The sequence below is a fragment of the Myroides odoratus genome (assembly GCF_001549985.1).
GTDB classification, from domain to species: Bacteria; Bacteroidota; Bacteroidia; order Flavobacteriales; family Flavobacteriaceae; genus Flavobacterium; species Flavobacterium odoratum_A.
This window is the reverse complement of the sequence record NZ_LROZ01000001.1, coordinates 243,713-266,821: the sequence shown is the minus strand read 5'-3', so window position 1 is coordinate 266,821 and position 23,109 is coordinate 243,713. Positions and strand designations below refer to the sequence as shown.

Annotated in this window: 17 protein-coding genes and 4 tRNA genes; 10 read left to right on the top strand and 11 right to left on the bottom strand. The window is 36.7% G+C overall.

Annotation, left to right across the window (positions count from 1 at the left end):
- Positions 1-7: 7 nt before the first annotated feature.
- The 4 genes from AWV75_RS01265 to AWV75_RS01250 all read right to left on the bottom strand — a co-directional run bounded on the left by AWV75_RS01265 (position 8) and on the right by AWV75_RS01250 (position 3,110).
- Positions 8-748, bottom strand: coding sequence for an isoprenyl transferase (locus AWV75_RS01265; protein ID WP_060872648.1), 741 nt, complete (start codon positions 746-748; stop codon positions 8-10).
- A complete protein-coding gene (locus AWV75_RS01260; protein ID WP_060872647.1) occupies positions 749-1,429 on the bottom strand; it encodes a DUF6089 family protein in 681 nt (226 codons plus the stop codon).
- Positions 1,430-1,564: 135 nt separating this feature from the next.
- A complete protein-coding gene (locus AWV75_RS01255) occupies positions 1,565-2,449 on the bottom strand; it encodes an NAD kinase (protein WP_060872646.1) in 885 nt (294 codons plus the stop codon).
- A gap of 1 nt (position 2,450) precedes the next feature.
- On the bottom strand, positions 2,451-3,110 hold the full coding sequence (locus AWV75_RS01250) for a CBS domain-containing protein (RefSeq protein WP_231737925.1): 660 nt from the start codon (positions 3,108-3,110) through the stop codon (positions 2,451-2,453).
- Between the two features lie 94 nt (positions 3,111-3,204).
- On the opposite strand from AWV75_RS01250, the gene AWV75_RS01245 reads away from it, so the two are divergent.
- The 9 genes from AWV75_RS01245 (at position 3,205) to clpX (ending at position 14,926) form a co-directional block, all read left to right on the top strand.
- Entirely contained in the window at positions 3,205-3,918 is a 714-nt protein-coding gene (locus AWV75_RS01245; protein ID WP_060872644.1) for a pyridoxine 5'-phosphate synthase, read from the top strand.
- The gene (locus tag AWV75_RS01240) at positions 3,918-4,691 is read left to right on the top strand and encodes an alpha/beta fold hydrolase (protein WP_060872643.1); all 774 of its coding nucleotides are present in this window, start codon (positions 3,918-3,920) and stop codon (positions 4,689-4,691) included. The genes AWV75_RS01245 and AWV75_RS01240 overlap by 1 nt, the downstream gene beginning before the upstream one ends.
- Before the next feature lie 311 nt (positions 4,692-5,002).
- Positions 5,003-7,945, top strand: coding sequence for a DUF7507 domain-containing protein (locus tag AWV75_RS01235; protein WP_060872642.1), 2,943 nt, complete (start codon positions 5,003-5,005; stop codon positions 7,943-7,945).
- A 310-nt stretch (positions 7,946-8,255) separates the two neighbouring features.
- A complete protein-coding gene (locus AWV75_RS01230; protein ID WP_060872641.1) occupies positions 8,256-9,506 on the top strand; it encodes an OmpP1/FadL family transporter in 1,251 nt (416 codons plus the stop codon).
- An 18-nt stretch (positions 9,507-9,524) separates the two neighbouring features.
- Positions 9,525-11,147, top strand: a complete 1,623-nt coding sequence (locus AWV75_RS01225) for an SGNH/GDSL hydrolase family protein (RefSeq protein WP_060872640.1) — start codon at positions 9,525-9,527, stop codon at positions 11,145-11,147.
- Positions 11,148-11,158: 11 nt separating this feature from the next.
- Positions 11,159-11,515, top strand: coding sequence for a phage holin family protein (locus tag AWV75_RS01220; RefSeq protein ID WP_060872639.1), 357 nt, complete (start codon positions 11,159-11,161; stop codon positions 11,513-11,515).
- A 98-nt stretch (positions 11,516-11,613) separates the two neighbouring features.
- A complete protein-coding gene (gene tig, locus AWV75_RS01215) occupies positions 11,614-12,939 on the top strand; it encodes a trigger factor (protein WP_060872638.1) in 1,326 nt (441 codons plus the stop codon).
- Positions 12,940-13,022: 83 nt separating this feature from the next.
- A complete protein-coding gene (clpP, locus tag AWV75_RS01210; protein WP_002989952.1) occupies positions 13,023-13,682 on the top strand; it encodes an ATP-dependent Clp endopeptidase proteolytic subunit ClpP in 660 nt (219 codons plus the stop codon).
- Positions 13,683-13,684: 2 nt separating this feature from the next.
- Positions 13,685-14,926, top strand: a complete 1,242-nt coding sequence (gene clpX / locus AWV75_RS01205) for an ATP-dependent Clp protease ATP-binding subunit ClpX (RefSeq protein ID WP_060872637.1) — start codon at positions 13,685-13,687, stop codon at positions 14,924-14,926.
- A 184-nt stretch (positions 14,927-15,110) separates the two neighbouring features.
- Here the strand turns inward: clpX and AWV75_RS01200 are convergent.
- The 6 genes from AWV75_RS01200 to AWV75_RS01175 all read right to left on the bottom strand — a co-directional run bounded on the left by AWV75_RS01200 (position 15,111) and on the right by AWV75_RS01175 (position 16,709).
- A tRNA-Leu gene (locus AWV75_RS01200) sits at positions 15,111-15,196 on the bottom strand.
- A gap of 179 nt (positions 15,197-15,375) precedes the next feature.
- Complete coding sequence (locus AWV75_RS01195; protein WP_060872636.1) at positions 15,376-15,729, bottom strand: hypothetical protein; 354 nt, start codon at positions 15,727-15,729, stop codon at positions 15,376-15,378.
- Positions 15,730-15,821: 92 nt separating this feature from the next.
- Positions 15,822-15,907 (bottom strand) — tRNA-Leu (locus AWV75_RS01190).
- A gap of 179 nt (positions 15,908-16,086) precedes the next feature.
- Positions 16,087-16,440, bottom strand: a complete 354-nt coding sequence (locus AWV75_RS01185; protein ID WP_060872636.1) for a hypothetical protein — start codon at positions 16,438-16,440, stop codon at positions 16,087-16,089.
- A gap of 92 nt (positions 16,441-16,532) precedes the next feature.
- Positions 16,533-16,618, bottom strand: a tRNA-Leu gene (locus AWV75_RS01180).
- Between the two features lie 18 nt (positions 16,619-16,636).
- Positions 16,637-16,709: transfer RNA gene (locus AWV75_RS01175), tRNA-Gly, on the bottom strand.
- Between the two features lie 448 nt (positions 16,710-17,157).
- Here AWV75_RS01175 and AWV75_RS01170 point away from each other — a divergent pair.
- Positions 17,158-21,606 (top strand): MBG domain-containing protein, encoded by a 4,449-nt coding sequence (locus AWV75_RS01170; RefSeq protein WP_060872635.1) that lies wholly within the window; start codon positions 17,158-17,160, stop codon positions 21,604-21,606.
- A gap of 101 nt (positions 21,607-21,707) precedes the next feature.
- On the opposite strand, the gene AWV75_RS01165 is transcribed toward AWV75_RS01170, so the two are convergent.
- Positions 21,708-23,099, bottom strand: coding sequence for a RagB/SusD family nutrient uptake outer membrane protein (locus AWV75_RS01165; protein ID WP_060872634.1), 1,392 nt, complete (start codon positions 23,097-23,099; stop codon positions 21,708-21,710).
- Positions 23,100-23,109: the final 10 nt, after the last annotated feature.

Below are 23,109 nucleotides of genomic sequence, written 5' to 3'. Positions count from 1 at the left end.
TTCGTTTTTATTTAATTTGTTCACTAGTTTTTCCAAATCTTCTCTCTCTGTTTTGATAGGATAGAATAGAACGATATAGTTCGTCTTCAGAGAAATCTGGCCATAATACCTCCGTAAAATACAATTCCGCATAAGCGATTTGCCAGAGCAAGAAATTACTTATTCTTTGCTCTCCACTTGTGCGAATTAACAAATCAACATCAGGCATATTATGCGTGTAAAGATGCTCATTAATAATTGATTCGTCAATATTGTCTTCTGAAATTATATTATTTTTAACTTTAATAGAAATTTCCTTAATTGCGTGTATTATTTCTGCTCTGGAGCCATAACTTAATGCTAAAGTTACAGTCATCCTTTTGTTTTCTTTCGTTTTATCAATTGCGTCTGTTAGCTTTTCTCGAACTTTTTGTGGAAGTAAATCAATATTTCCAATCGCATTTAAAGCGATATCATTCTTCATAAAAGTTGGGATTTCCTTGGTCAACGCTTTAATCAGTAATTCCATCAGTTTATCTACTTCATACTTGGGTCTGTTCCAATTTTCTGTAGAAAATGCGTATAGGGTCAAATAGTCAACACCTAATTCGGCGCATGTTGTGATGGTTGTTCTAAGAGATTGTACTCCATTTTCATGGCCTATTGTTCGTAGAAAACCTCTTTGTTTTGCCCATCTACCATTGCCATCCATAATAATTGCAATGTGCTTTGGTAGATTGCTCATGTTAATTTGTTCTTTCAATTTCATTTAATCTGCGCAATAACAAGGATTATGTCCAAAAGTATAACTTATTGTAATTCCCGAATAGAAAAACCAATCGTTTCCGTTTTTTCCAAAACGATAGCGCTTGGTACTAGAAGAAGTAGGATGACTACCATCTAAATTATCGGTAAAAGTATAAGTTGCGGTAACTTCTGCATTGATATTAATCTGAGGGTTTACTCGAATTTTCATTCCTGCTGCAAAGGGTATTGCTGCATTGTATTTTTTATCCCCTTTGATCATTTTTTTATTTCTGTGGTAAATATCAGAATAACGAATACCTGATAAACCGGCGTAAAGATAAGGAGTCATTGCGAAATTCTCTTGGTGTAAATCAAATTCAAAAAAATTAAATTCAATCCCCAAGCTCAACTGTTGCAGTGTATTGTCAAAACGCAGGCCTCTTTCTTTTCTACTTTCACTAGAAGCATCCAAATCATTTCCGGTCAGTTTGGTTTGACTAAAACTCAAACGATAGGAATGTCTAGGGCTTTTGTTCCATCTATAAAAAACGTTATAGCCTATATTCTTCGGATTGATAAACTGGGTAGATCCAATATCACCTACATAGTTTGAACCACCTAAACCAAAGCCTACCTCATGGATTTGAGCGTATGCTAAAGGCATGGTAAGTAGTAAGATAAATGTAATTAAGGCCTTTTTCATTTTGTTAAAATAATTCACAAATATAGTAATAATGAACTCTCTTTGTTTGAAAAAAAAGATTTTGTTGAAGCAAATACTAACAAAATCTTGGAATAAACAATAAATGTAGCGAAAAAAATGTCGTTACCTGCTTATTTAATTGCGTTTATCTTCTCCCCAAAGCAATTTATTTCGCAGGGTCTTGATGAAACTTTGTTGTGGAAATTCTACTAAATTAATCGTAAACGGCGCTTTTGAAATGGTTACTTCTGTTTCGTTATTTACAGCTTGTGTACTGCTATCTACAGAAAGTAAAAACTGACTTTCTCTTGCGTTTACTTTTAATTTAATTGTCAGGTTATCTCGAATGACCAAAGGACGTACATTTAAATTGTGTGGCGCCAAAGGGGTAATAACAAAACAGCCCGTCTCCGGTTCAATAATTGGACCTCCACAACTTAATGAATATCCTGTTGATCCAGAAGGGGTTGATATAATTAACCCATCAGCCCAATACGTAGCCAAATATTCATTGTCTAAGTAGGTCTCAACCGTAATCATGGAGGTAGTGTTTTTACGCGATACCGTGATATCGTTTAAAGCAAAATTAATATCGAAATTTGAGTTTGCCACAGGGTCACATGCAATAGTGAGTAAGGCTCTTCTCGACAATTTATACGTTTGTTTAAATAAATGAGGTAAATGCTCTTCGATGGTGTCTTCTTGGATATTCGCTAAAAAACCCAATCGACCAGCATTGATCCCAACAATGGGAATATTTTTGTCTTTGATGAAATTTGCGGCTCTCAACATCGTGCCATCCCCTCCAATGCTGATAAAGAAATCGACATCCGTAGGAAGTTCATTCTCATCTCCAAAGGTTTGATACGTCGTCGGCAATAGGTTAATCTCGTTCAAAAGATTGTAAAAATTACTTTCAAAAATAATAGTCGGATTGTAAGTCTCTACTACTTTTAAAAGTCGTTGAACGATTTGTTGTACGATGGTTTTATTGGTTTGCCCGTAAATTGCAAATTTCATACTATAGGTTTAAAAATTTGTTTAGATAATTGGAATGCTCAATCAACTTGTTCTGATGGAAGTCTTCGTCGTGATGCGAGACAATCGTAAAATCAAAACGCCTAAAGTCTTGAATAATTGCCTCAATATTTCGTTGACTAAGACGCAATAAGAGTTGGGTTTGATTATCTTTGATTTGAAGCACTAGGATACCAAGTAATTTGGTGTTGTTGCTTTCTACGAGTTGTACTACGGTAGAAAGACTATAAGCTTCAGCATTAATTTCGATAATGAGCGTTGTTCCAGGTTCAGTTAAAAAGGTGCTTTCTAGCAAATTTGCCGTTAATGCCGCTTTGGGTAACATGCCTTTAAGATGCATCTCTTCATCAAGTACAGGCAATAAATTGCAAGTATTGAGAATAAACGTATCCGCAATCTTTGCTAAATCATCAGAGGCAAAAACAAAGAAAGATTCTGCATGATACTGTAGATTGCCAATTTTTTCCGTTTCATCTACCTCATAAAGTAAATCAGTCGCAAGATTGCCAATCCACTTGTTGTCTGAATCGACAAGGGAGAGATGCGAATACTCGTGCTGATCTAAAAAAGCTATGGCCTCACTTACTTGCATATCGCTAGTAAGGGTAGGTGTGTCGATGAATAAAGATTCTAAAGTTATCAAAATGCGTCTGATTGAAATGCTTTTGCAAAATAATTAAAAATAAACCAATAAGCCTTAATTATACTTTGTATTTTTGTTTTTTAATATCTTAATTATGACAAAGCTATCTGTAAATATCAATAAAATTGCTACTTTAAGAAATTCTAGAGGGGGCAATGTACCTAATTTATTAAAAGTTGCTGAGGATGTTCAAAAATTTGGTGCTGCGGGTGTAACCATTCACCCTCGACCAGATGAACGTCACATTCGCTATCAAGATGCAAGAGATTTGGTGCGCGTTGTTCATACAGAATATAATATAGAGGGAAACCCAATGGATAACTTTTTGAAATTGGTCTTTGAATGTAAACCAACTCAGGTTACGTTAGTGCCTGATGCGGTTGATGCATTGACTTCTAATGCAGGTTGGGATACTATTAAACACAAAGATTTCTTAACTGAAGTAATCCAAGAATGTAAACAACAAGGAATTCGTACGTCTATTTTTGTGGATCCTGTGTTGAATATGATTGAAGGAGCGAAGAGGGTAGGAACAGATCGAATCGAATTGTATACCGAAGAATTTGCAACACAGTATGGTCTAGGAAATGAAAAGGGAATTGAACCTTATATTAAAGCGGCAGAATTGGCTGTTGAATTAGACTTGGGAATTAATGCAGGACATGATTTGAGTTTAGATAATATCCAATTCTTCAAAGCGAATATTCCAAACCTATTAGAAGTGTCTATTGGACACGCTTTAATTGCAGAATCGCTTTATTTAGGATTGGAAAATGTAGTGAATATGTATATAAATAAATTGAGCTAATGAAAGAGATTTTATATTCAAAAATTGAAGGAGAAGGTGGAATACCGATGCTAGTCTTGCATGGGTATTTTGGTATGTCGGATAATTGGAACACATTTGGTCGACAAATGACAGCATTAGGGTATGAAATGCACTTGATAGATTTGAGAAATCACGGGCGTAGTTTTCATTCTGATGCCTGGTCGTATGAAGTAATGGTAGAAGATATTATTCGCTATATGGATCATTATAATATGTGTGATGCTATTGTATTGGGACATTCTATGGGAGGAAAAGTAGCGATGCATCTGGCAACAAAATATCCAAATCGCGTAGAAAAATTAATTGTTGCAGATATTTCCCCTCGTTCGTATGCCCCTCATCATCAAGATATTTTAGAAGCGTTAAATGCAGTTGACTTTTCAACGAAACCTTCGCGAAAAGAAGTGGATGAAATTGTCAGTGCGCGAATTACCGATTTTGGTACGAAACAGTTTTTGCTGAAAAGTTTATATTGGAAAGAACCGGATCAATTGGCTTTTCGATTCAATTTGGACGTTTTTAATAAAGATGAAAATGTGGTGGGTGAAGGTATTGATGAAACAGCTTTGTTTGATAAACCGACTCTCTTTGTTCGTGGAGGCGCCTCAAAGTATATTCAAGAACAAGATGAAGTGCTCATTCAACAGCACTTCCCTCAAGCTGTGATTGAAACTATTCCTGGTGCAGGACACTGGTTGCATGCGGAGAATCCCCAGCTGTTTTTTGAAATTGTTTCGAAATTCTTAGCTTAAAACAGCGAAGGATATATCAATAAGAAAAAGGCTCTTGCTAACTAGCAAGAGCCTTTTTTTGTTAATTATCGAGAATGAGGGCTATTTTCTCTTGTTTGAATGGTGAAGTAAAAATGCGTTTTTTGTTTAAAATATTAAAGTTTGAGTGTTAAAATAAAAAAAATAGTATTTTTTGGTTATTTTTTTATTTTGTGTAATTTGCGGTATAGTTAAATTTAACTTAAATTGGACGGATTTTATTTTAGAATCAAGTTAACCTGAAGCTTACCAACGCAGGTTTAGTATCAACCACTTTAGATCGAACGATAGTTATGAAACAAAAAAACTTTTTACTTCTCAGTATTTTACTTTTGTTGAGTAATACTGTATTTGCTCAATACTATAAGACCCATCATATAGCGCCAGCTCCATGGCAATATTGGAGCACCGCTAATCAAATTGTCATAGGGACGCTGTCAGCAACACCTGTAGACGTCGTATTGAAAAAAAGTGATGGAACGCCTTTGACTACGCTAACAGTAACCGTGAACAATCCTGTTTCATATCGCTTTGTAGGAGCGGCTAATACACAGAATCGAAATGTTGTTAATACAACGTATAATGATCGAGGGTTGTTGATTGAAGCAACTGAACCTGTATTAGTTAATATGCGAAATATTGCATCAGATGCACCAGCAGGATGGACTTCTTTAGGGGTAGAAAATATCAAAGGAAATGCATCTTTAGTGAGTTTTGGCGAGGAAGGATTAGGAGTAGAGTTTCGCTTGGGCTATTATAGACAAAGCACGCAAGGATTATATGAAGATGCCCCTGTTTATTCTGTAATGGCAACCGAGGATGAAACAGAGGTGGAAGTACAGCAAACAACAGGTGTAATTACTTTCACGCTAAATCAGGGGCAAAGTAGACTATTTAAAGCACCTATAGGAAGTTTATTAAAATCGACAAAATCTGTAGTGGTTAATGTAGGAAACTGGGGAGATACTCCTAGATTGTGTGGACCGGGAGGAATTAATGGACAGGATGGAACTTTTGACCAAGTGGCACCTGTACATATGTTGGGGAATCGCTATTTGGTAGTTCGCGGTGAAGGAACAATTCCCAATGATACACAACGCAACCAATTCTTAGGATCAGAACAAAGTTTAATTGTCGCAACCAAGGATAACACAACGGTTACTATCAAAAATTATACGCCTCAAGGGGTGGAAACCGGAACAATGGTTACACAAGTTTTAGCGAATGCAGGAGATTATTACTCGTTTTATCATGGGGATGGTCGAAATCCCAATTCCTCTAGTTTGGTTGTGTCAGACCAGGAAGTGATTGTATATGCAGGAACAGCAGTTGAATGTGAAACGGATATTTCCACAGTGTTGCCTATAGGTGGATGTGCAGGATCAATTAATATTCAAACAAAGAAATTTATTAACTATAACGATGGAGGATTGCCTTATATGGGGTTTGCAGTTATTGAACACCCCACAGAAATTGTATACCTCAACAATCAAAATATTGAGACATTAACAGGAAGAAATCGGGTGCCACTAGGAGATAGTGGATTATACATGATTACATTTACGCATACTTCTATTGGCAATCCAGAAAATATTGTTTTGCGCTCAGAATTGCCATTAACGGCTAGTTTAGTGCAACAAGGTGATGGATTTTCTATGTCTGCGTTTTTCTCTTCTTTTGGAGAAGCGGCTAAATCGCCAATCAAGATCAAACAAAATGACAACTGTACTGTTAGAATAGAATCAGAAGAAGAATCATTAGAATATGAATGGTTCTTTAATGGGGTATCTTTAGAAATTACTACGGATAATTTTATTGATGTAACGGAGAGTGGGATGTATGCCGTGAAGATTAAAAAAGAATGTGGTTGGAGTAATATGTCGCTTCCTCTAGAAGTACTAGTGAAACCTTGTACGGATTTAGCAATCACGAAAAAAGTGAAATCACAAGAAGAAAGTATTGCTGTTTTTCTTATTACAGTGAAAAACTTGGATGAAATATTTACAGATCCTAATGTAATAGTGACTGATTTATTGCCTTCGGGATATGAATTTATTAGCTATACAGCAACTAAAGGAAGTTATGATGCAACAACTGGAGAATGGAAAGTTGGAGCCTTAGAGCCACAAGAAGAGGCTAGCATTGAAATTAAAGTAAAGATCAAAAGTGGAGGAGAATATAAAAACATTGCCACAGTAGAAGGAGATAATATCGATCCCGATACAGATAACAATACTGCTGAAGCTATTGTTGCGTTGGGTAAATTAGAGTTCACTAAAAAAGTGGTAGACAAAGAATATATCCGTATTGGCGACCGAATTGAGTATGAGATTATTGTAAAAAATATCGGTGAAATTACGATTAAAGATATTGTGTTGACGGATGAAAATGCGGATCCAGGATCATTAAGTCCTGCTACAATTTCCACGTTAGACCCGAAAGAATCAGTAACGGTGCAAGCGTACCATACTATTACTGAAGAAGACTTTAGAGCGAAACAGGTAATCAACCAAGCCTCTTTAAAAGCCATCACACATGGTGGAACCATGACCCAATTGTCTGATGACCCAACAACACCTCAGCGCAATGACCCGACGATTGCACCAATTTTGTATCAGGCAGATTTACATGCAGTAAAAGATGATGGTTTAAAGTATTATGTTCCAGGGCAACAAACTACCTATACCATTGTGGTTGAAAATAAAGGACCAGGATCTGCTGTAGATGTGGAAGTTGTAGATATGATGCCAGAAGGAGTCAAACACATGGAGTGGACAAGTTCTTTGGGAACATCAGGAATAGGGGATATGATTGATGTTATTGCGTTATTAAATTTGGGAGACCAAGTGACCTACCAAGTAACCTTAACGATACCAGAAAAACATACCAATGCTTTTATTAATGTAGTTTCGGTTACAGCGGAAGATAACGAAGATCCAGTAGAAGCTTGTGAGAGCTGTATGGATATTAATTATCAAAAGGTATTTATTCCGAGAGGAATTTCGCCAAACGGAGATGGAGTGAATGATTATTTAGATTTAAGCAATTATAATGTGATTAACCTGAAGGTGTATAATCGATTGGGAATACTGGTATACGATGCAGGGAAGTATGAAAAAGAATGGTATGGACAATCCAATTCAGGAAATAAATTATTGCCTGCAGGAACCTATTTCTATGTGATGCATAACATATTAAATGATACTTATAGTGGATGGATTTACCTCCAATATTAAAATGAATTCTTACGTTTTTTAGTTTATATTTTTAAAAGCTGTCTTAACTTGTTAAGGCAGCTTTTTTGTTTTTAAGGAAGAAAGCGGGGTACTGTTAAGAGAATGTTGAAAAGAGATGCGGTTGTGTTTGTTAATTAAGAGATAAAATGAATAAGTGATAATTAAAGTGGATTTATGCTTTGAATCTTTTTTTAAAATAGTATTTTTATTTCTATTTTTTCTTTTTTAGTGTTAAAGTGGGTATTAAAAATTTGTCAAATTAGGATATCTTTTTATATTTACTATAAATGAAATAAAATAAGTGTTAATTATGATAAAAAAGGTATTATCATTATCCCTTCTGACGCTAATTACGGCATCTACATATGCAGGTGGTTATCGCGTTAGTATGCAAGGAAATAGACAGCTTGCGATGGGACATGCAGGGGTGGCTGTTATTAGTAGTGGTGCTGAATCATTATTTTTTAACCCAGGTGCATCAGTTTATCTAGAGGATAAGTTTAACTTTTCTGCTGGAATGAATTATTTGGTCGCTAATACCAAATTTCAAAATAAGACCTATGATTGGGAAAATGACACTCGTAACCCGGGTACGCCTTTTTATCTCTATGGGACTTATAAAGCAACGGATTGGATGACGGTCGGTTTAGCCGTTTATACCCCTTATGGGAGTGCTGTAGATTGGGATAGAGATTGGCAAGGGTCGCATTTAGTGAACAACATCGATTTAAAAGCGTTTTACTTTCAACCAACGGTTGCTTTCAAAGTAAGTAAGCACTTCAGTTTTGGTGGGGGACCTATCTTCGTCAATGGAGGGGTTACGTTTGATCGAAATGTATCGCGTAGTATGACTGATGAGCAAGGAAAAAGAACAAGCGTAGATATTGAAGCTAAAAATGTTACCGCTTGGGGATGGACCGCTGGTTATTTGGTAAGTGTGGATGATCACTTGCGTTTTGGATTAAACTACCGTTCTAAAATTATCATGAAAGAAAATAGTGGAAAAGCTAAATTCTCTAATGTACCTGGTTTTGGAAAAGACTTGTTTAAAGATGGTAAAATAAAAGCAGAAATGCCTTTGCCAGCAGAGTTAACAGTGGGAGCTTCTTATACTTGGGATAAATGGGTATTTGCTTTTGACTACAACAGAACGTTTTGGAAAGTATACGATGCTTTGGTGATTGAATTCGTAGATAGTGCAGTACCAACTTCAGTAAATCCTAGAAATTATAAAGATTCAAGTACATATCGTGTAGGAGCGCAATACAGTGTAAATGAGCAATTGACTTTACGCGCAGGGTGGTATTATGATGAAAGTCCTGTACAACAAGGATACTTTGCACCAGAAACACCGAGAAATGATTCACGTGCCTATACAGGAGGTTTAACCTACAAGTTTAAAAACGGAATTGGAGTAGATCTAGTATTCTCTTACTTACACTTTAGCGATACGAATAGTTCCTATGACTATTTTCAAGAGGACGGACAAAATGTGTCTTTTGGAGGAACGTATAAGTCTGCCGTTACAAGTGGTGGTATAGGAATTACATATAGTTTTTAATGATTAAAGCGATTTAAAATGAAAAGAAAATATTTATATATAGCGCCATTGTTAGCTTTTATAGCTGCAGGATGTGAGCCTTCTATTAAAGATGAAATTAATTCAGGTACATACTATGCAGGTGAAGCAGATTTTTCTTCTTATGTGGCGATTGGAAATTCCTTGACAGCAGGATATATGGATGGGACTTTGTATCGTTCTGGACAACAAAATTCTTTCCCCAATATCTTAGCACAGCAGTTTAAAGTTGTTGGAGGGGGACCATTTACGCAACCACCCTTGGATGATGATACAAACGATGTTGGAGGAATGTTGATTAATGGAAATCCACTGCCTGGTTTTGATACGAAATTGGTGATGAATATGTCTACAAGTAGCCCTGAAAATAAAAAGGGAACAGTTACTTTAGATGTCAATAAAAGAGCACAAAAGGCTTATCATAATGCAGGTGTTCCAGGAGCAAAAACATTCCATTTACTTGCACCAGGATACGGTAGTATGAGTAATTTATTGGCAGGAAAAGCAAATCCTTATTTTGTTCGTACAGCTACTTCTGATGAGACAACGGTAATGGCGGATGTCATGACGTTAAAACCGACTTTTTTCACGAATTGGATTGGAGCGAATGATGTATTGGCTTATGCTACTTCAGGAGGAGAAGGATTGGATCAGAATGAACAAGCGAACGGAACAGATTTGACTCAATATGGAGGAAATGACATTACACACGTAGGAGTATTTAAAATGGCGTATGAAGGTATCGTTAATACACTAGTTAGCGGTGGTGCAAAAGGAGTAGTAGCTACTGTACCTGATGTGACAACTATTCCATTTTTTACTACGGTTCCTTATAACCCAATAACCTCAGCGGCGATTGTTCAACCAGGGCAAAATGAAGATGCTGTTTTTGGTCAGTTGAATCTATTGATTGGCATGTTTAAAGAGGTGTTAACACAACTTGGTCAAGGGGACCGTTTGCAGTTGCTAGATAAAACCAAAGCGAATCCGCTGCTTATTCAAGATAAAACACTAGACAATTTAGAGCCACAGTTAAATGTGATTTTAAAAATGTTGGTGGATTCAGGTAAGTTTCCAATTAAATTATCAGATCAAGAAATTGCTTTCATTGCAAAAGGTTTTGGACAAGCAAGACATGCAACAGCCAAAGATTTAATGTTGTTAACAAGTAGAGCACAAATTGGTGGTGCATTGCCTTCAACAGGAAAACCAGAGATGGATGCCATGTTGAAAAAGGGAATTACATATCCAATTGACGATAAATTTGTCTTGAATGTGGTGGAGCAAGAAAAAGTACAAGCAGCAACTAATGCATTTAATTCAATTATCAAAAATGTGGCTAATGAGAAAGGATTAGCTGTTGCGGATATGAATGATTTATTGCGCAAAGCAGTGAGTGGATTAAGAGTAGAAGATGGTCAAATTTATACTGCAGATTATTTTAAAGGAATGGGTAATTTAAATACTGTTATGTTTTCATTAGATGGCGTACATTTGAACCCAAGAGGATATGCGTTTATCGCTGCTGAAATTTTACGTGTGATTAACAAGCATTATAAAGCAAATATTCCTCTTGTAAACCCTGCTGTTTATCCAGGGCCAACCTTAGTTTTACAAAATTAAAAATGAAATAAATGAGTTTTATAGTTCGATTATTAGTTACAACAGCTTTAGTTGTTTTTCTTTGTTGGCTGTTGCCAGGTGTGCACGTGGCAGGATGGACCTCTGCTTTGTGGGTAGCTGTAGTGATGGGATTGCTGAATATGTTCTTGAGACCTGTTCTGGTATTTATGACGCTACCTGCTACAATTATAACCATGGGGTTGTTTCTATTCGTTATTAACGCGATAATCATCATGTTGAGTGCCTATTTCGTTGATGGATTTCACGTTGATGGATTTTGGTATGCCCTATTATTCAGTTTAATCTTAGCGTTTTGTCAATCAATCGTAAATGGAATTCTGCAAAATGGTGAGTCAAGAAAGAGATAAAAAATTTAATAGTTGAAAGACAAACACTTAAAAAGTTGGATGGGTTGTAAAAATAATTTATTTTTGCAACCCAATTTTATATGTAAATACATCAAAAAATGAATATTACAAGAAATAATGTAGATGCTCTTAATGCAATTGTTACTATTGAACTTGCAAAAGAAGATTACCAAGGTAATGTAGATACTGTGTTATCTAACTATAAAAAGAACGCAAACGTTCCTGGATTTAGAAAAGGTGCTGTACCGATGAGTTTGATTCAAAAACAATACGGAAAATCTGTATTGTTCGAAGAAGTAAACAAAATGTTGCAAGAGAAATTGAATAATTATCTTGTAGATGAAAAATTAGATATTTTAGGAAATCCTCTTCCAGTAATGAGTGAGAACTTTGACTGGGATGCTGATGTATTAAAATTTGATTTCGAATTAGGATTGGCTCCTGAGTTTACAGTAGACTTAGAAGGAAAAACGAACGTGACTAAATTTAATATCGTTGCTGATGAGGCGATGTTAGATGAGCAAGTAGAATATATCCAAAAACAATACGGAAAATTAGTATCGAAAGAGGCAGTTGAAGAAACTTCTGAATTAGTAGGTACTTTTACAAATGAAGAAGAAGGAATCAACAAAGACGTAACAATCGCTGTTGCTGATTTCAGAACAAAAACAAACCAAAAGAAATTCTTAAACAAAAAGGTTGGTGATCAAGTTACGGTTAACACAAAAGGGTTATTCGAAGACGACCACAAATTAATGGATGTTTTAGGAATTGATCACGATCAAGTTCACGGATTAGAAGTTGATGTTGTATTTACAATCAACGAAATCAACGAGTCTGAAAAAGCAGAGTTAAACCAAGAGCTTTTTGATAAATTATTTGGTCAAGATGTGGTTACTTCAGTAGAGCAATTGAAGGAAAAAATCAAAGAAGATGCTGAAAAACAATTCGCTTCTCAAGCAGATCAAAAATTCTTAAATGACGTTTTTGAATCATTGTTAGAAACGACTTCTTTTGAATTACCTGCAACATTCTTGAAAAAATGGTTAATGACTGCTGGTGAAACTCCAATGACTGCTGAACAAGCTGCTGAAGAGTATGAAAAATCAGAAAAAGGATTACGTTACCAATTAATTGAAGGTAAAGTAATGACTCAATATGAGTTACAATTAACTTTTGAAGATATTAAAGCCTATACAACGAAGTTAATCAAAGAACAATTGGCTCAATTTGGTCAAACTGAACCAGATGATAAGACAGTTGAAGATATCGTTGCTAGAGTAATGTCTAACCAAGATGAGGTAAGACGTATTTCTGAACAAGCAATGAATGAAAAAATGTTAGCTTTATTCACAGACAAAGTAAAAGCGAACGTGAAAGAAGTTTCTTACAAAGATTTCGTTAAGGAAATGTACGGAGAATAATTCTTTCCTGAAAAATAAGTATATTTGAGCGTCTATTTGAATGAATAGACGCTCATTTTTTTAATCATAAAAAGAAATAATTTATGGACTACGGAAAAGAATTTCAAAAATACGCAACAAAACATCACGGTATAAATAGCATGTATTACGATAAGATCGTAAGCAGTATGACTCCTTACATCATTGAAGAACGTCAAATGAATGTTGCTTCGATGGATGTTTTCTCACGCCTTATGATGGATCGTATCATCTTTTTAGGAACGGCAATTGACGATTATGTGGCAAACATTATCCAAGCACAATTGTTGTTCTTGTCTAGTGTAGATAATGAAAAAGATATTAGTATTTACGTGAATTCTCCAGGAGGAGGGGTGTATGCTGGTTTAGGGATTTATGATACCATGCAATTTATTAAACCGGATGTAGCGACAATTTGTACAGGTATGGCTGCTTCAATGGGAGCTGTTTTATTATGTGCAGGAGCAGATGGTAAGCGTTCGGCTTTACCGCATTCACGTGTGATGATTCATCAACCATTAGGTGGGGCACAAGGTCAGGCTTCTGATATTGAAATCACAGCAAGAGAGATATTAAAATTAAAAGACGAATTGTATCAAATTATAGCAAAACACTCCGGTCAAACAATGGAGAAAGTACATCATGATAGCGATAGAGACTATTGGATGATTGCTCAAGAAGCGAAAGCTTATGGTATGATTGATGAGGTTCTAATTAGAGAATAAATATGGCTAAAGAAGAGATGAGATGTTCCTTTTGTGGGCGTCCAAAATCGGAAACAAATATTCTTATCGCAGGTATTGATGCGCATATTTGTGATCGTTGTGTGGACCAAGCATATGGAATTGTTCTTGAAGAAGAAGATGCAAAACATTTAGAAGGTCTATCCAATGAGTTATTGCTGAAAAAGCCAATGGAAATTCGTGCTTTTTTAGATGAATATGTGATTGGTCAAGATCAAACAAAAAAAGTAATGGCTGTTGCAGTTTACAATCACTACAAGCGTTTGCTGCAAGAGATGAATGGAGAAGATGAAGATATTGAAATCGAGAAGAGCAATATCTTGATGGTGGGGCAAACGGGAACTGGAAAGACATTGGTTGCTAAAACCATTGCCAAAATGCTCAATGTACCTTTAGCTATCGTTGATGCAACGGTGTTGACTGAAGCAGGATATGTAGGAGAGGACGTAGAAGGGATTTTGACGAAATTGCTACAAGCAGCGGATTACGATGTTGAAAAAGCAGAACGTGGGATTATCTTTATTGATGAGATTGATAAGATTGCCCGTAAAAGCGATAATCCTTCTATTACACGTGATGTATCAGGGGAAGGAGTACAACAGGCGTTGTTGAAACTTTTAGAAGGCAGTATAGTGAATGTTCCACCTAAAGGAGGAAGAAAACACCCGGATCAAAAGTTTATTGAAGTTAATACTAAAAATATTCTCTTTATTGCGGGAGGTGCTTTTGATGGAATTGAGCGTATTATTTCGAAGCGATTGAATTTTCAATCGGTTGGTTATGGTTCAATCAAAGAAGGGGAAAAAGTAGATCGTACCAATTTGATGCAGTATATTATTCCGAAAGATGTAAAAGACTTCGGTTTAATTCCTGAAATTATCGGTCGTCTGCCTGTTTTAACCTATATGAACCCTCTGGATAGAGAAACGTTGCGTGCGATCCTTACAGAGCCTAAAAATGCGTTAATTAAGCAATATGAGAAGCTGTTTGATATGGATGGAATCTCTTTTACAATTACTGATGATGCATTGGATTATATTGTAGACAAAGCTTTAGAATACAAATTGGGAGCAAGAGGATTGCGTTCGCTTTGCGAGGCGATCTTGACGGATGCGATGTATGAGCTACCAAGTAAAGAAGAAGTGAAAGAATTAGTTGTTGATCGTGCCTACACAGAGCAAGCACTGAATAAAAACTTAATGCAAAGATTAGAAGCAGCGAGTTAGAAAGAGTTGTTTGTTGTTTACAATCAATTAATGAAAAAATAGAAGGAGTTTAGTCTGAGTACTAGGCTCCTTTTTTTTGGATACAATCTGAATGAATGAGGATTTCTAGTTTTGAACAACTGATGCCTAAAATAGGGCGAAATATAGATATAAAAAAGTCCCAAGCGTTCACTTGGGACTTTTGTACTCGAGGCGGGACTTGAACCCGCACGAACATTACTGTTCACTGGATTTTAAGTCCAGCGTGTCTACCACTTCCACCACTCGAGCCTTTGCTCATCAGTATTAGAACTGTTTTGCGAGTGCAAAGATAGAATAAAAAATACGTGTCACAAGAAAAAAATAAACAAAATTGAAACTTTTTTTGAATAGCTGGGTTTAGCTATTGGTAATCAGTGTTTTGGTTTGTTGTTTTTTTATAGCTAATTTTTTACTTTTTCTTTGTTTGGCTATTCTTCAGGGAAATCTCCAAAAATATCAAGGGATAAATCGAGTGTTTCTGCTGAAGTGAAATTTTGAATTACTTCTTCAATGCCATTTTCAAAACGCAATTCGGTATTGAATCGGCGACTAGTACCGAACGTATTCCCTTCAAGAACGGTTTTGAAATAAAATTTTCCACTTGGTGTTTTGAAGCGTACGGTTTCAACTGCAGAGAAGTTGTTTTTGAGGTAGTCGATGGTTTCATAGACTTCTTCTTTGGTTGTGTGTTCTTGGCTTGTAAGTAGAGTTCGTCCTCTGCGATGTTCAAATGTGAACTTATACGTCTCATTTTCTTTCTGGCTAATAACGATTGCGCTCATAATAAAAATGTAATAAATTCAAGGTTGTTGACGCGAATTACAATTCGCACTTGTCCAAAAAAAAAGTCCCAAGCATTCACTTGGGACTTTTGTACTCGAGGCGGGACTTGAACCCGCACGAACATTACTGTTCACTGGATTTTAAGTCCAGCGTGTCTACCACTTCCACCACTCGAGCCTTTGCTCATCAGTATTAGAACTGTTTTGCGAGTGCAAAGATAGAATAAAAAATACGTGTCACAAGAAAAAAATAAACAAAATTGAAACTTTTTTTGAATAGCTGGGTTTAGCTATTGGTAATCAGTGTTTTGGTTTGTTGTTTTTTTATAGCTAATTTTTTACTTTTTCTTTGTTTGGCTATTCTTCAGGGAAATCTCCAAAAATATCAAGGGATAAATCGAGTGTTTCTGCTGAAGTGAAATTTTGAATTACTTCTTCAATGCCATTTTCAAAACGCAATTCGGTATTGAATCGGCGACTAGTACCGAACGTATTCCCTTCAAGAACGGTTTTGAAATAAAATTTTCCACTTGGTGTTTTGAAGCGTACGGTTTCAACTGCAGAGAAGTTGTTTTTGAGGTAGTCGATGGTTTCATAGACTTCTTCTTTGGTTGTGTGTTCTTGGCTTGTAAGTAGAGTTCGTCCTCTGCGATGTTCAAATGTGAACTTATACGTCTCATTTTCTTTCTGGCTAATAACGATTGCGCTCATAATAAAAATGTAATAAATTCAAGGTTGTTGACGCGAATTACAATTCGCACTTGTCCAAAAAAAAAGTCCCAAGCATTCACTTGGGACTTTTGTACTCGAGGCGGGACTTGAACCCGCACGAACATTACTGTTCACTGGATTTTAAGTCCAGCGTGTCTACCACTTCCACCACTCGAGCGTTATTAAATTACTTTCGAGCGAAAAACGGGGTTCGAACCCGCGACCTCAACCTTGGCAAGGTTGCGCTCTACCAACTGAGCTATTTTCGCCTATGTTTGTAAGATCGTGCAGTACTTCTGTATTGCGAGTGCAAATATAAAATAGAATTTATTGTTTTGCAAGCTTTTTTAAGGATAAAATTGAGGTGTTTTTGCTTCTAATTGATAATGAAAGGATTGTGAGCGTTTTTTATCCTTGCTTTTTCTTCCTTTCAACGAGTAGAGTCGTAGGGAAATGTGGAGGGAATCTTAGTAACAACATACGGAATTTTTAATATTTGTTTTTTATTAACATCATTTGTTTTTGCTTTGTTTGTGTAATGTTCAATATATTTTTTTAAATAGTAAAAATAGTGCTATATATTTTCATATATTGTTATTTAAAATATTGTTTACTCCATGGCCTATATGAAAGGTTTTGTTAATTAGTTAACTAAATTAATATGCCTTCATGTGACGATGTTGTGCTAGTACTGGATGTATAACCAAATGATTAATTATGAATAACATTACTTACCTAAATGTTTTACCTACGAAGAAACAAAAAAATGACCGGTGGCTTCAAAGACTGCTCTTGTTTTTAATCCTTCTTAGTAGTCCCCTTGCTTTTGCCCAATTTCCCGCACCTTATTGCACTGTGGATGGGTATGGTGTAGAAGAAATTACTAAAATTGAATTTGATGGGTTAGAAATAACCAATACAAATGATACGAGTTTTTTATTGAATCATACGGCAGAAGTTGCTGAGGTAGTCGCCGGGCAAACGTATACCTTAACGGTTCAAGGAAATACATATGGAGATGAAAATGAGTTCTACGCTTTTATCGATTGGAATCACAATGGTTTTTTAGATGATACAGGCGAAATCTACTATATCGGTAGGCTAGAGGATTCGGATGGAGAAGATGGGCTAAGCGTTTCATTGGATATTGCGGTACCCACAACTGCGATAGCAGGTGCAACTCGTATACGAATTACCAAAACTTGGATTATGGAGGGGTTTGAAATGAATATAGATCCTTGTTGGATTAGTGGATATGATGAGTTTTGGGAAGAGGCTGATGGTTCTTATGGTCAAGCCATTGACTTTACGTTGGATGTAGATTCTGATAATGAAGCACCTGAACCAGGCGAAGGTTGTGAAATTGAAATTAATTTGACGTTCCCTGAAGCAGGAGACACAACGACTTGGAAATTACTTGATGGAGATGGACGTGCTGTACTTAGAGGTGGGCCTTATACTGCTTTTACAGATTATAATTTTACAATTAATCAAACCTATTACGGTACAAATCCACCGTATTCACTTCAAATTGAAATTGATGATGAGTTATGGTGGGGGTGTGATAATATAGTAGAGTATGAAGTGACTGTTGGCGGAGCTGAAGATATCTCAGGAGAGTTAATGGCCTGTTTTGATCTAGTTTCCGAAACATTTCCTATCGGACCTTGTCCGACAGGATGTATTGCTCCAACGAGATTAACAAAAACCAATGTTACAGCTACTGGATTTACCTTGAATTGGACGAGCGGTGGCGATCTGTTTGAAATTGAATACGGACCTATTGGCTTTGTACAAGGAAGTGCCAATGGAACAATCATTGAAAATATTACAACGACATCTTATACCTTTACTGATTTAGAGACAACACAAGCTTATCAGTTTTATGTACGCAACATTTGTTCAGATGGAGAAAGTACATGGACTGGACCATTATCCTTTGCAGATATTCTTATTACACCTTCGCCTTGGCACGAAGATTTTAGTGGAGGACAGGTATATCCTTTAGGATGGAATCCATTGGCAGGGGGAACTTGGAGTTTTACACCAGTGGATACCGATCAAGGGAATAGTATTCATACGAGTTTATATGATTATTCTTTTTTAGGTGGAATTCCTTCGGCTAGTTTTTCAACCATTACTGTTGGACCTATCTTGTATGGAGATACCTTCTCTTTTAAATATTTGCTAACAGACGGTTTTGATGATCCAGCTTACACTGGTTTAGGTCGTTTGACAGTTGAATTATCTACGGATTTTGGTCAATCTTATGCGGCAGTGGGAACAATTGACACCAATGGTGCGAATGGATGGCAAACATTTACTTATGGTCTTGAAGATTATGCAGGTTTGTATGTGAAGATTAGAGTTAAGGCTAATATCCTTCAGATATTTGCTAGTCTTGATGTGGCATTGGATGATTTTGATATTTCAGGAGGGGTTCCTTGTGATGAGGTTACGCTTGCAGAGGTTGAGGTGAACGAAGAGGAAACCGTATTGAACATTGAATCGGAAGGAACGACATTTGAAATTGAATATGGGCCAGCTGGTTTTGTACGCGGAGCTGGAACAACTGTAGGTAACGTGACAACGCCTTATGTATTTACAAATTTAGTAGCGGATACAGCGTATGACGTCTATGTACGAGCTTTACCATGTGGAGCTTGGTATGGACCAGTGACATTCAATACATTACCACCAAATAATCAGGTTATTACAGTAGATGATGTTACCAAAGTATATGGAGATATACCTTTTGTACATGGGACTTCAGATAGTGGTTTAGGATTGAGTTATGTTGTTGAAGATCAGACAGTAGCTGTGTTTGAAAATGGGAAATTGGTAATAAAAGGAGCGGGAACTACAACTGTTACAGCGAGTCAAGCAGGAAATAATGTGTATTTGCCTGCTGAAGATGTAACGTTTGCCTTGACCGTAACAAAAGCGATGCTTACCGTAACAGCAGATCGTAATCAAGAAAAACGATATGGTACTGAAGATCCTGTGCTGACTTACACGGCAACTGGATTTAAATATACAGATACTGAAGCTGTTTTCTCAGGTGTTCTCGCTAGAGAGGCAGGAGAGGAAATGGGCCTATATGCTATTACACAAGGCACGTTAAGTGGTGGTAGAAACTATGATATTACATTTATTAGTGCAGACTTCAAGATTATTTTTGCAGAATTAATTGTAACTGCCAATGCGCAGATGAAAGAATATGGTGAGGCAGATCCTGTGTTTACATATCAAGTAACAGGGCTATTAAACAATGATACTGCGGCTAGTGTGTTAAGAGGGACATTGGGGCGTGTAGCAGGAGAAAATGTAGGTAATTATGCCATCAATCAAGGAACACTACAAGTGATTGGCGCAAATTATGAATTGATTTTTCAGGCTGATGAATTGAGTATTACGCCTGCCACTTTGGCGGTTGTCCCTGAAGCAGGTATGGAAAAAATATATGGGCGGATAGATCCTGTATTTTCATACACCGTTACAGGATTGAAATTTAATGATACCGCAGCTACTGCTTTAACGGGAGTATTAGGTAGACAAATTGGAGAAAACATAGGTTTGTATACGTATGCTTTAGGTGGTCTGCAAGCCTTGTCTGGTAATTATATCTTGACTGTAGCAGGGCAAGAGAAGTTTAAAATCACGCCAGCACCTTTGGAAATAGTTGTGATAGAAAACCAAGCGAAAGGATATGGTGAGGCAGATCCAGTTTTCTTATTTGATGCAATAGGGCTGCAAAGAGGAGATCAGCCAATTCAAGTAACCACAGGACGTTTAACACGTGTAGCTGGGGAAGAAATCGGGTTATATGCAATTAATCAAGGTACTTTAGCGGTACGAGCGAACTATGAACTAGTTTCTTTTACTGGAGCTGATTTTGAAATTAAACAAAGTCAAATCAGTGGTGTTTCACTACCAGACCGAATTTTTGTCTATGACGGCCAAGTAAAAGCGCTACAAGTGGAAGGAAATATAGAAGCTGAGGCTGATATTACCTATACGAATAACAATCAAACCGAAGTGGGTGTATACGCTGTTACAGCAACTGTGGATTATGGCCCAGCCTATGAAGTTTTGACGTTGAATGGAACACTAAAAATAGTAAAAGCAAATCAAGAGATTGATTTTGAAACAGAAACAACTGTGGTGATTGAAGATACGCCAACGTTACAATTAACAGCAACTGCTAGTTCTGGATTACCAGTATCTTATCGCATTAATGATGCAATAGATCAGGAAGTGGCAACGGTAGATGAAAGAGGAATGGTACGTTTCTTACGTCCTGGTTTTGTTACAATCACTGCTTCTCAACCTGGAAATGAAAATTATAGTCCTGCGATACCTGTGGCACGAACAATCGAAGTAACGAGCAAAGCTGTGGGGATTGACAACTTAATTATTGATGGTGTTTCGTATGGAAAACCAGAGAAAGAAGTGTATGTAGTGATTGGTTGTGATAAAGAACAAGATCAAGTCATTATTGAAGTTCAAGTTGCGGATGGAATTCAAGTATCGCCTTCCACTCATATAACGGTAGCTGTAAAAGAATATGGTACGTATAAGCAAGTTATTACAGTGACTTCTCCTCGTGGAACTGAACAAGAAACGTATACGGTATATATTGAAAAACGCATAGCTACAACAAATCTTATTTATCAGAAATACAACAATGTCTTATTGGTAAACAATAACAAGAAAACCAATGGAGGCTATGTATTTAAAGGATATGAATGGTTTAAAAATGGAGAATCTATTGGATATCAACAAGCGTATTCGGCAGGAAATAATGTAGGTGATGTATTGGAAGTTGGAGCAGTGTATCACGTAGTCTTGACGTTGTTTAATGGTGAAAAAGTAGTGAGTTGCCCGATTCATATAGAACAAAAAGCAACAGCGGATTGGGGAGTATATCCAAATCCGGTACAGAAAAATCAAACGTTACACGTTCGCTTAGATGAAGATCAACAGCAAGCTATGAGTTATGTGATTTACAATGTCAAAGGACAAGTAATCAAACAAGGAGACTTTATGGAAGGTACAGCAGATAAACAAATTGAATTATCTTCTACTTTAGCTACAGGATCCTATATTCTAGTACTTAAAGGCAATGGGACACAACGAAGTGTACCATTCATTGTAAAAGAGTAAAATACAATGTTCTTTATGAGAAAGAGCTAGATTCAAATGCATGAAAAAAAAGCCCTAAGTTTAACTTAGGGCTTTTTTTATGGGTTTATGAGGCATACGTTTTATTTGCGTGCATCTAATTCTTCTTGTGGAATAGGTAATTGAAAACGTTTGTCTAAAGGAGCAATGGATAATCTTGTGCGGTGATTTCCCGTGCGATTAATTCCTCTCAATAGTCGCTTTGCATCAAACCATTCTACACCACATTCGCCATATAATTCTTTTCGTCGTTCAAGTAAAATAGCTTCCAGTAAATCAGTACCGCTGGTTGTAGTTGCTTGTGCAGCAGAATCTCGATTTAGGCGAATAGCATCAAGTAATTGACGGGCGTTGGTTTCGTCTCCTAGATGGTAATTAGCCTCGGCTTCAATCAAAATAAGCTCTGGATAGCGAATAATAGGAAGATCCGATTCAAAAGTAAATGTGAATTTAGAGGTTACGTATTCTTGCCAATCACCTGCTGGTTTCTCGTAAAAATTAGAAAACAAGTTGCGGACATCAGTTGAACTGAATTGTCGGACAAATGCATCGTTAATGAACGTACCATGATAAGCCACAGCTACATGATCCATCATGGCATGAGGATGTGAACGATAATAAACGGTTTGATCTGCGCTTTGGGGTAAGGCCCACAACCATTCTGTTGCTTGGATAGAAGCAAAGCCTTTGTTGTAGTCTTCTGCACGTAATACTGCAAGAGCATGGCCACCATACGCTGCCGCTGCATTCTTTTGCGCCAACTCCCATTTTCCCATGTACTGATATACTTGAGCTAAAAAGGCTTGAGCAACAGCTTTATTGATATAGGATTTGTTTTCTCTTTGTTCATCTAGGAGAGTAGTTGCCTCTTCTAAATCCGTTACAATGCGAGTGAAAAATTCCTCTTTCGTAGCAAAGGGAGCAGGAGTAGCTGTTGGTTCGGTATAAATGGGAGGAAAGGCTTGATTTTCCGGTGCTAGATACGCCTCGCCAAACTCAATAGCAAGCTGAAAATAGTAATACCCTCTAAGTGCCAGTGCTTGCCCGATTAAGGTGTTTTTATCTGCTGGACTAATTTTAGTACTCGCCTGTACCCCTTGAATTAAGTTGTTAACTTGATCGATAATTTTATAGGGTAATCTCCATGAAAATATAGCTCGTGTGCCTGTACTTACATAGACTTGATGATCGTAATCATCGCCAAACCAGATTTGTTTTTGGATTAAATCCGCTCCTTTTACACTTCGAGCAAATAAGATACTATGAAGACCTGAGGCTTCATCATTAATCATGGACATCCTTTGTAATCTCAAAATCCCCGATAGAAAAGAGGTTGCCCCTTCCTTACTCCCGAAAACAATATCGGGAGAAATGCTATCTTTAGGTTGAGGTTCATCTAAGAAGTCAGAGGAACAACTGAGAACACTACTCGTTAGTGCGATTAAAATAAGTCCTTTTATAATGGATTGTTTCATGGGTTTACGC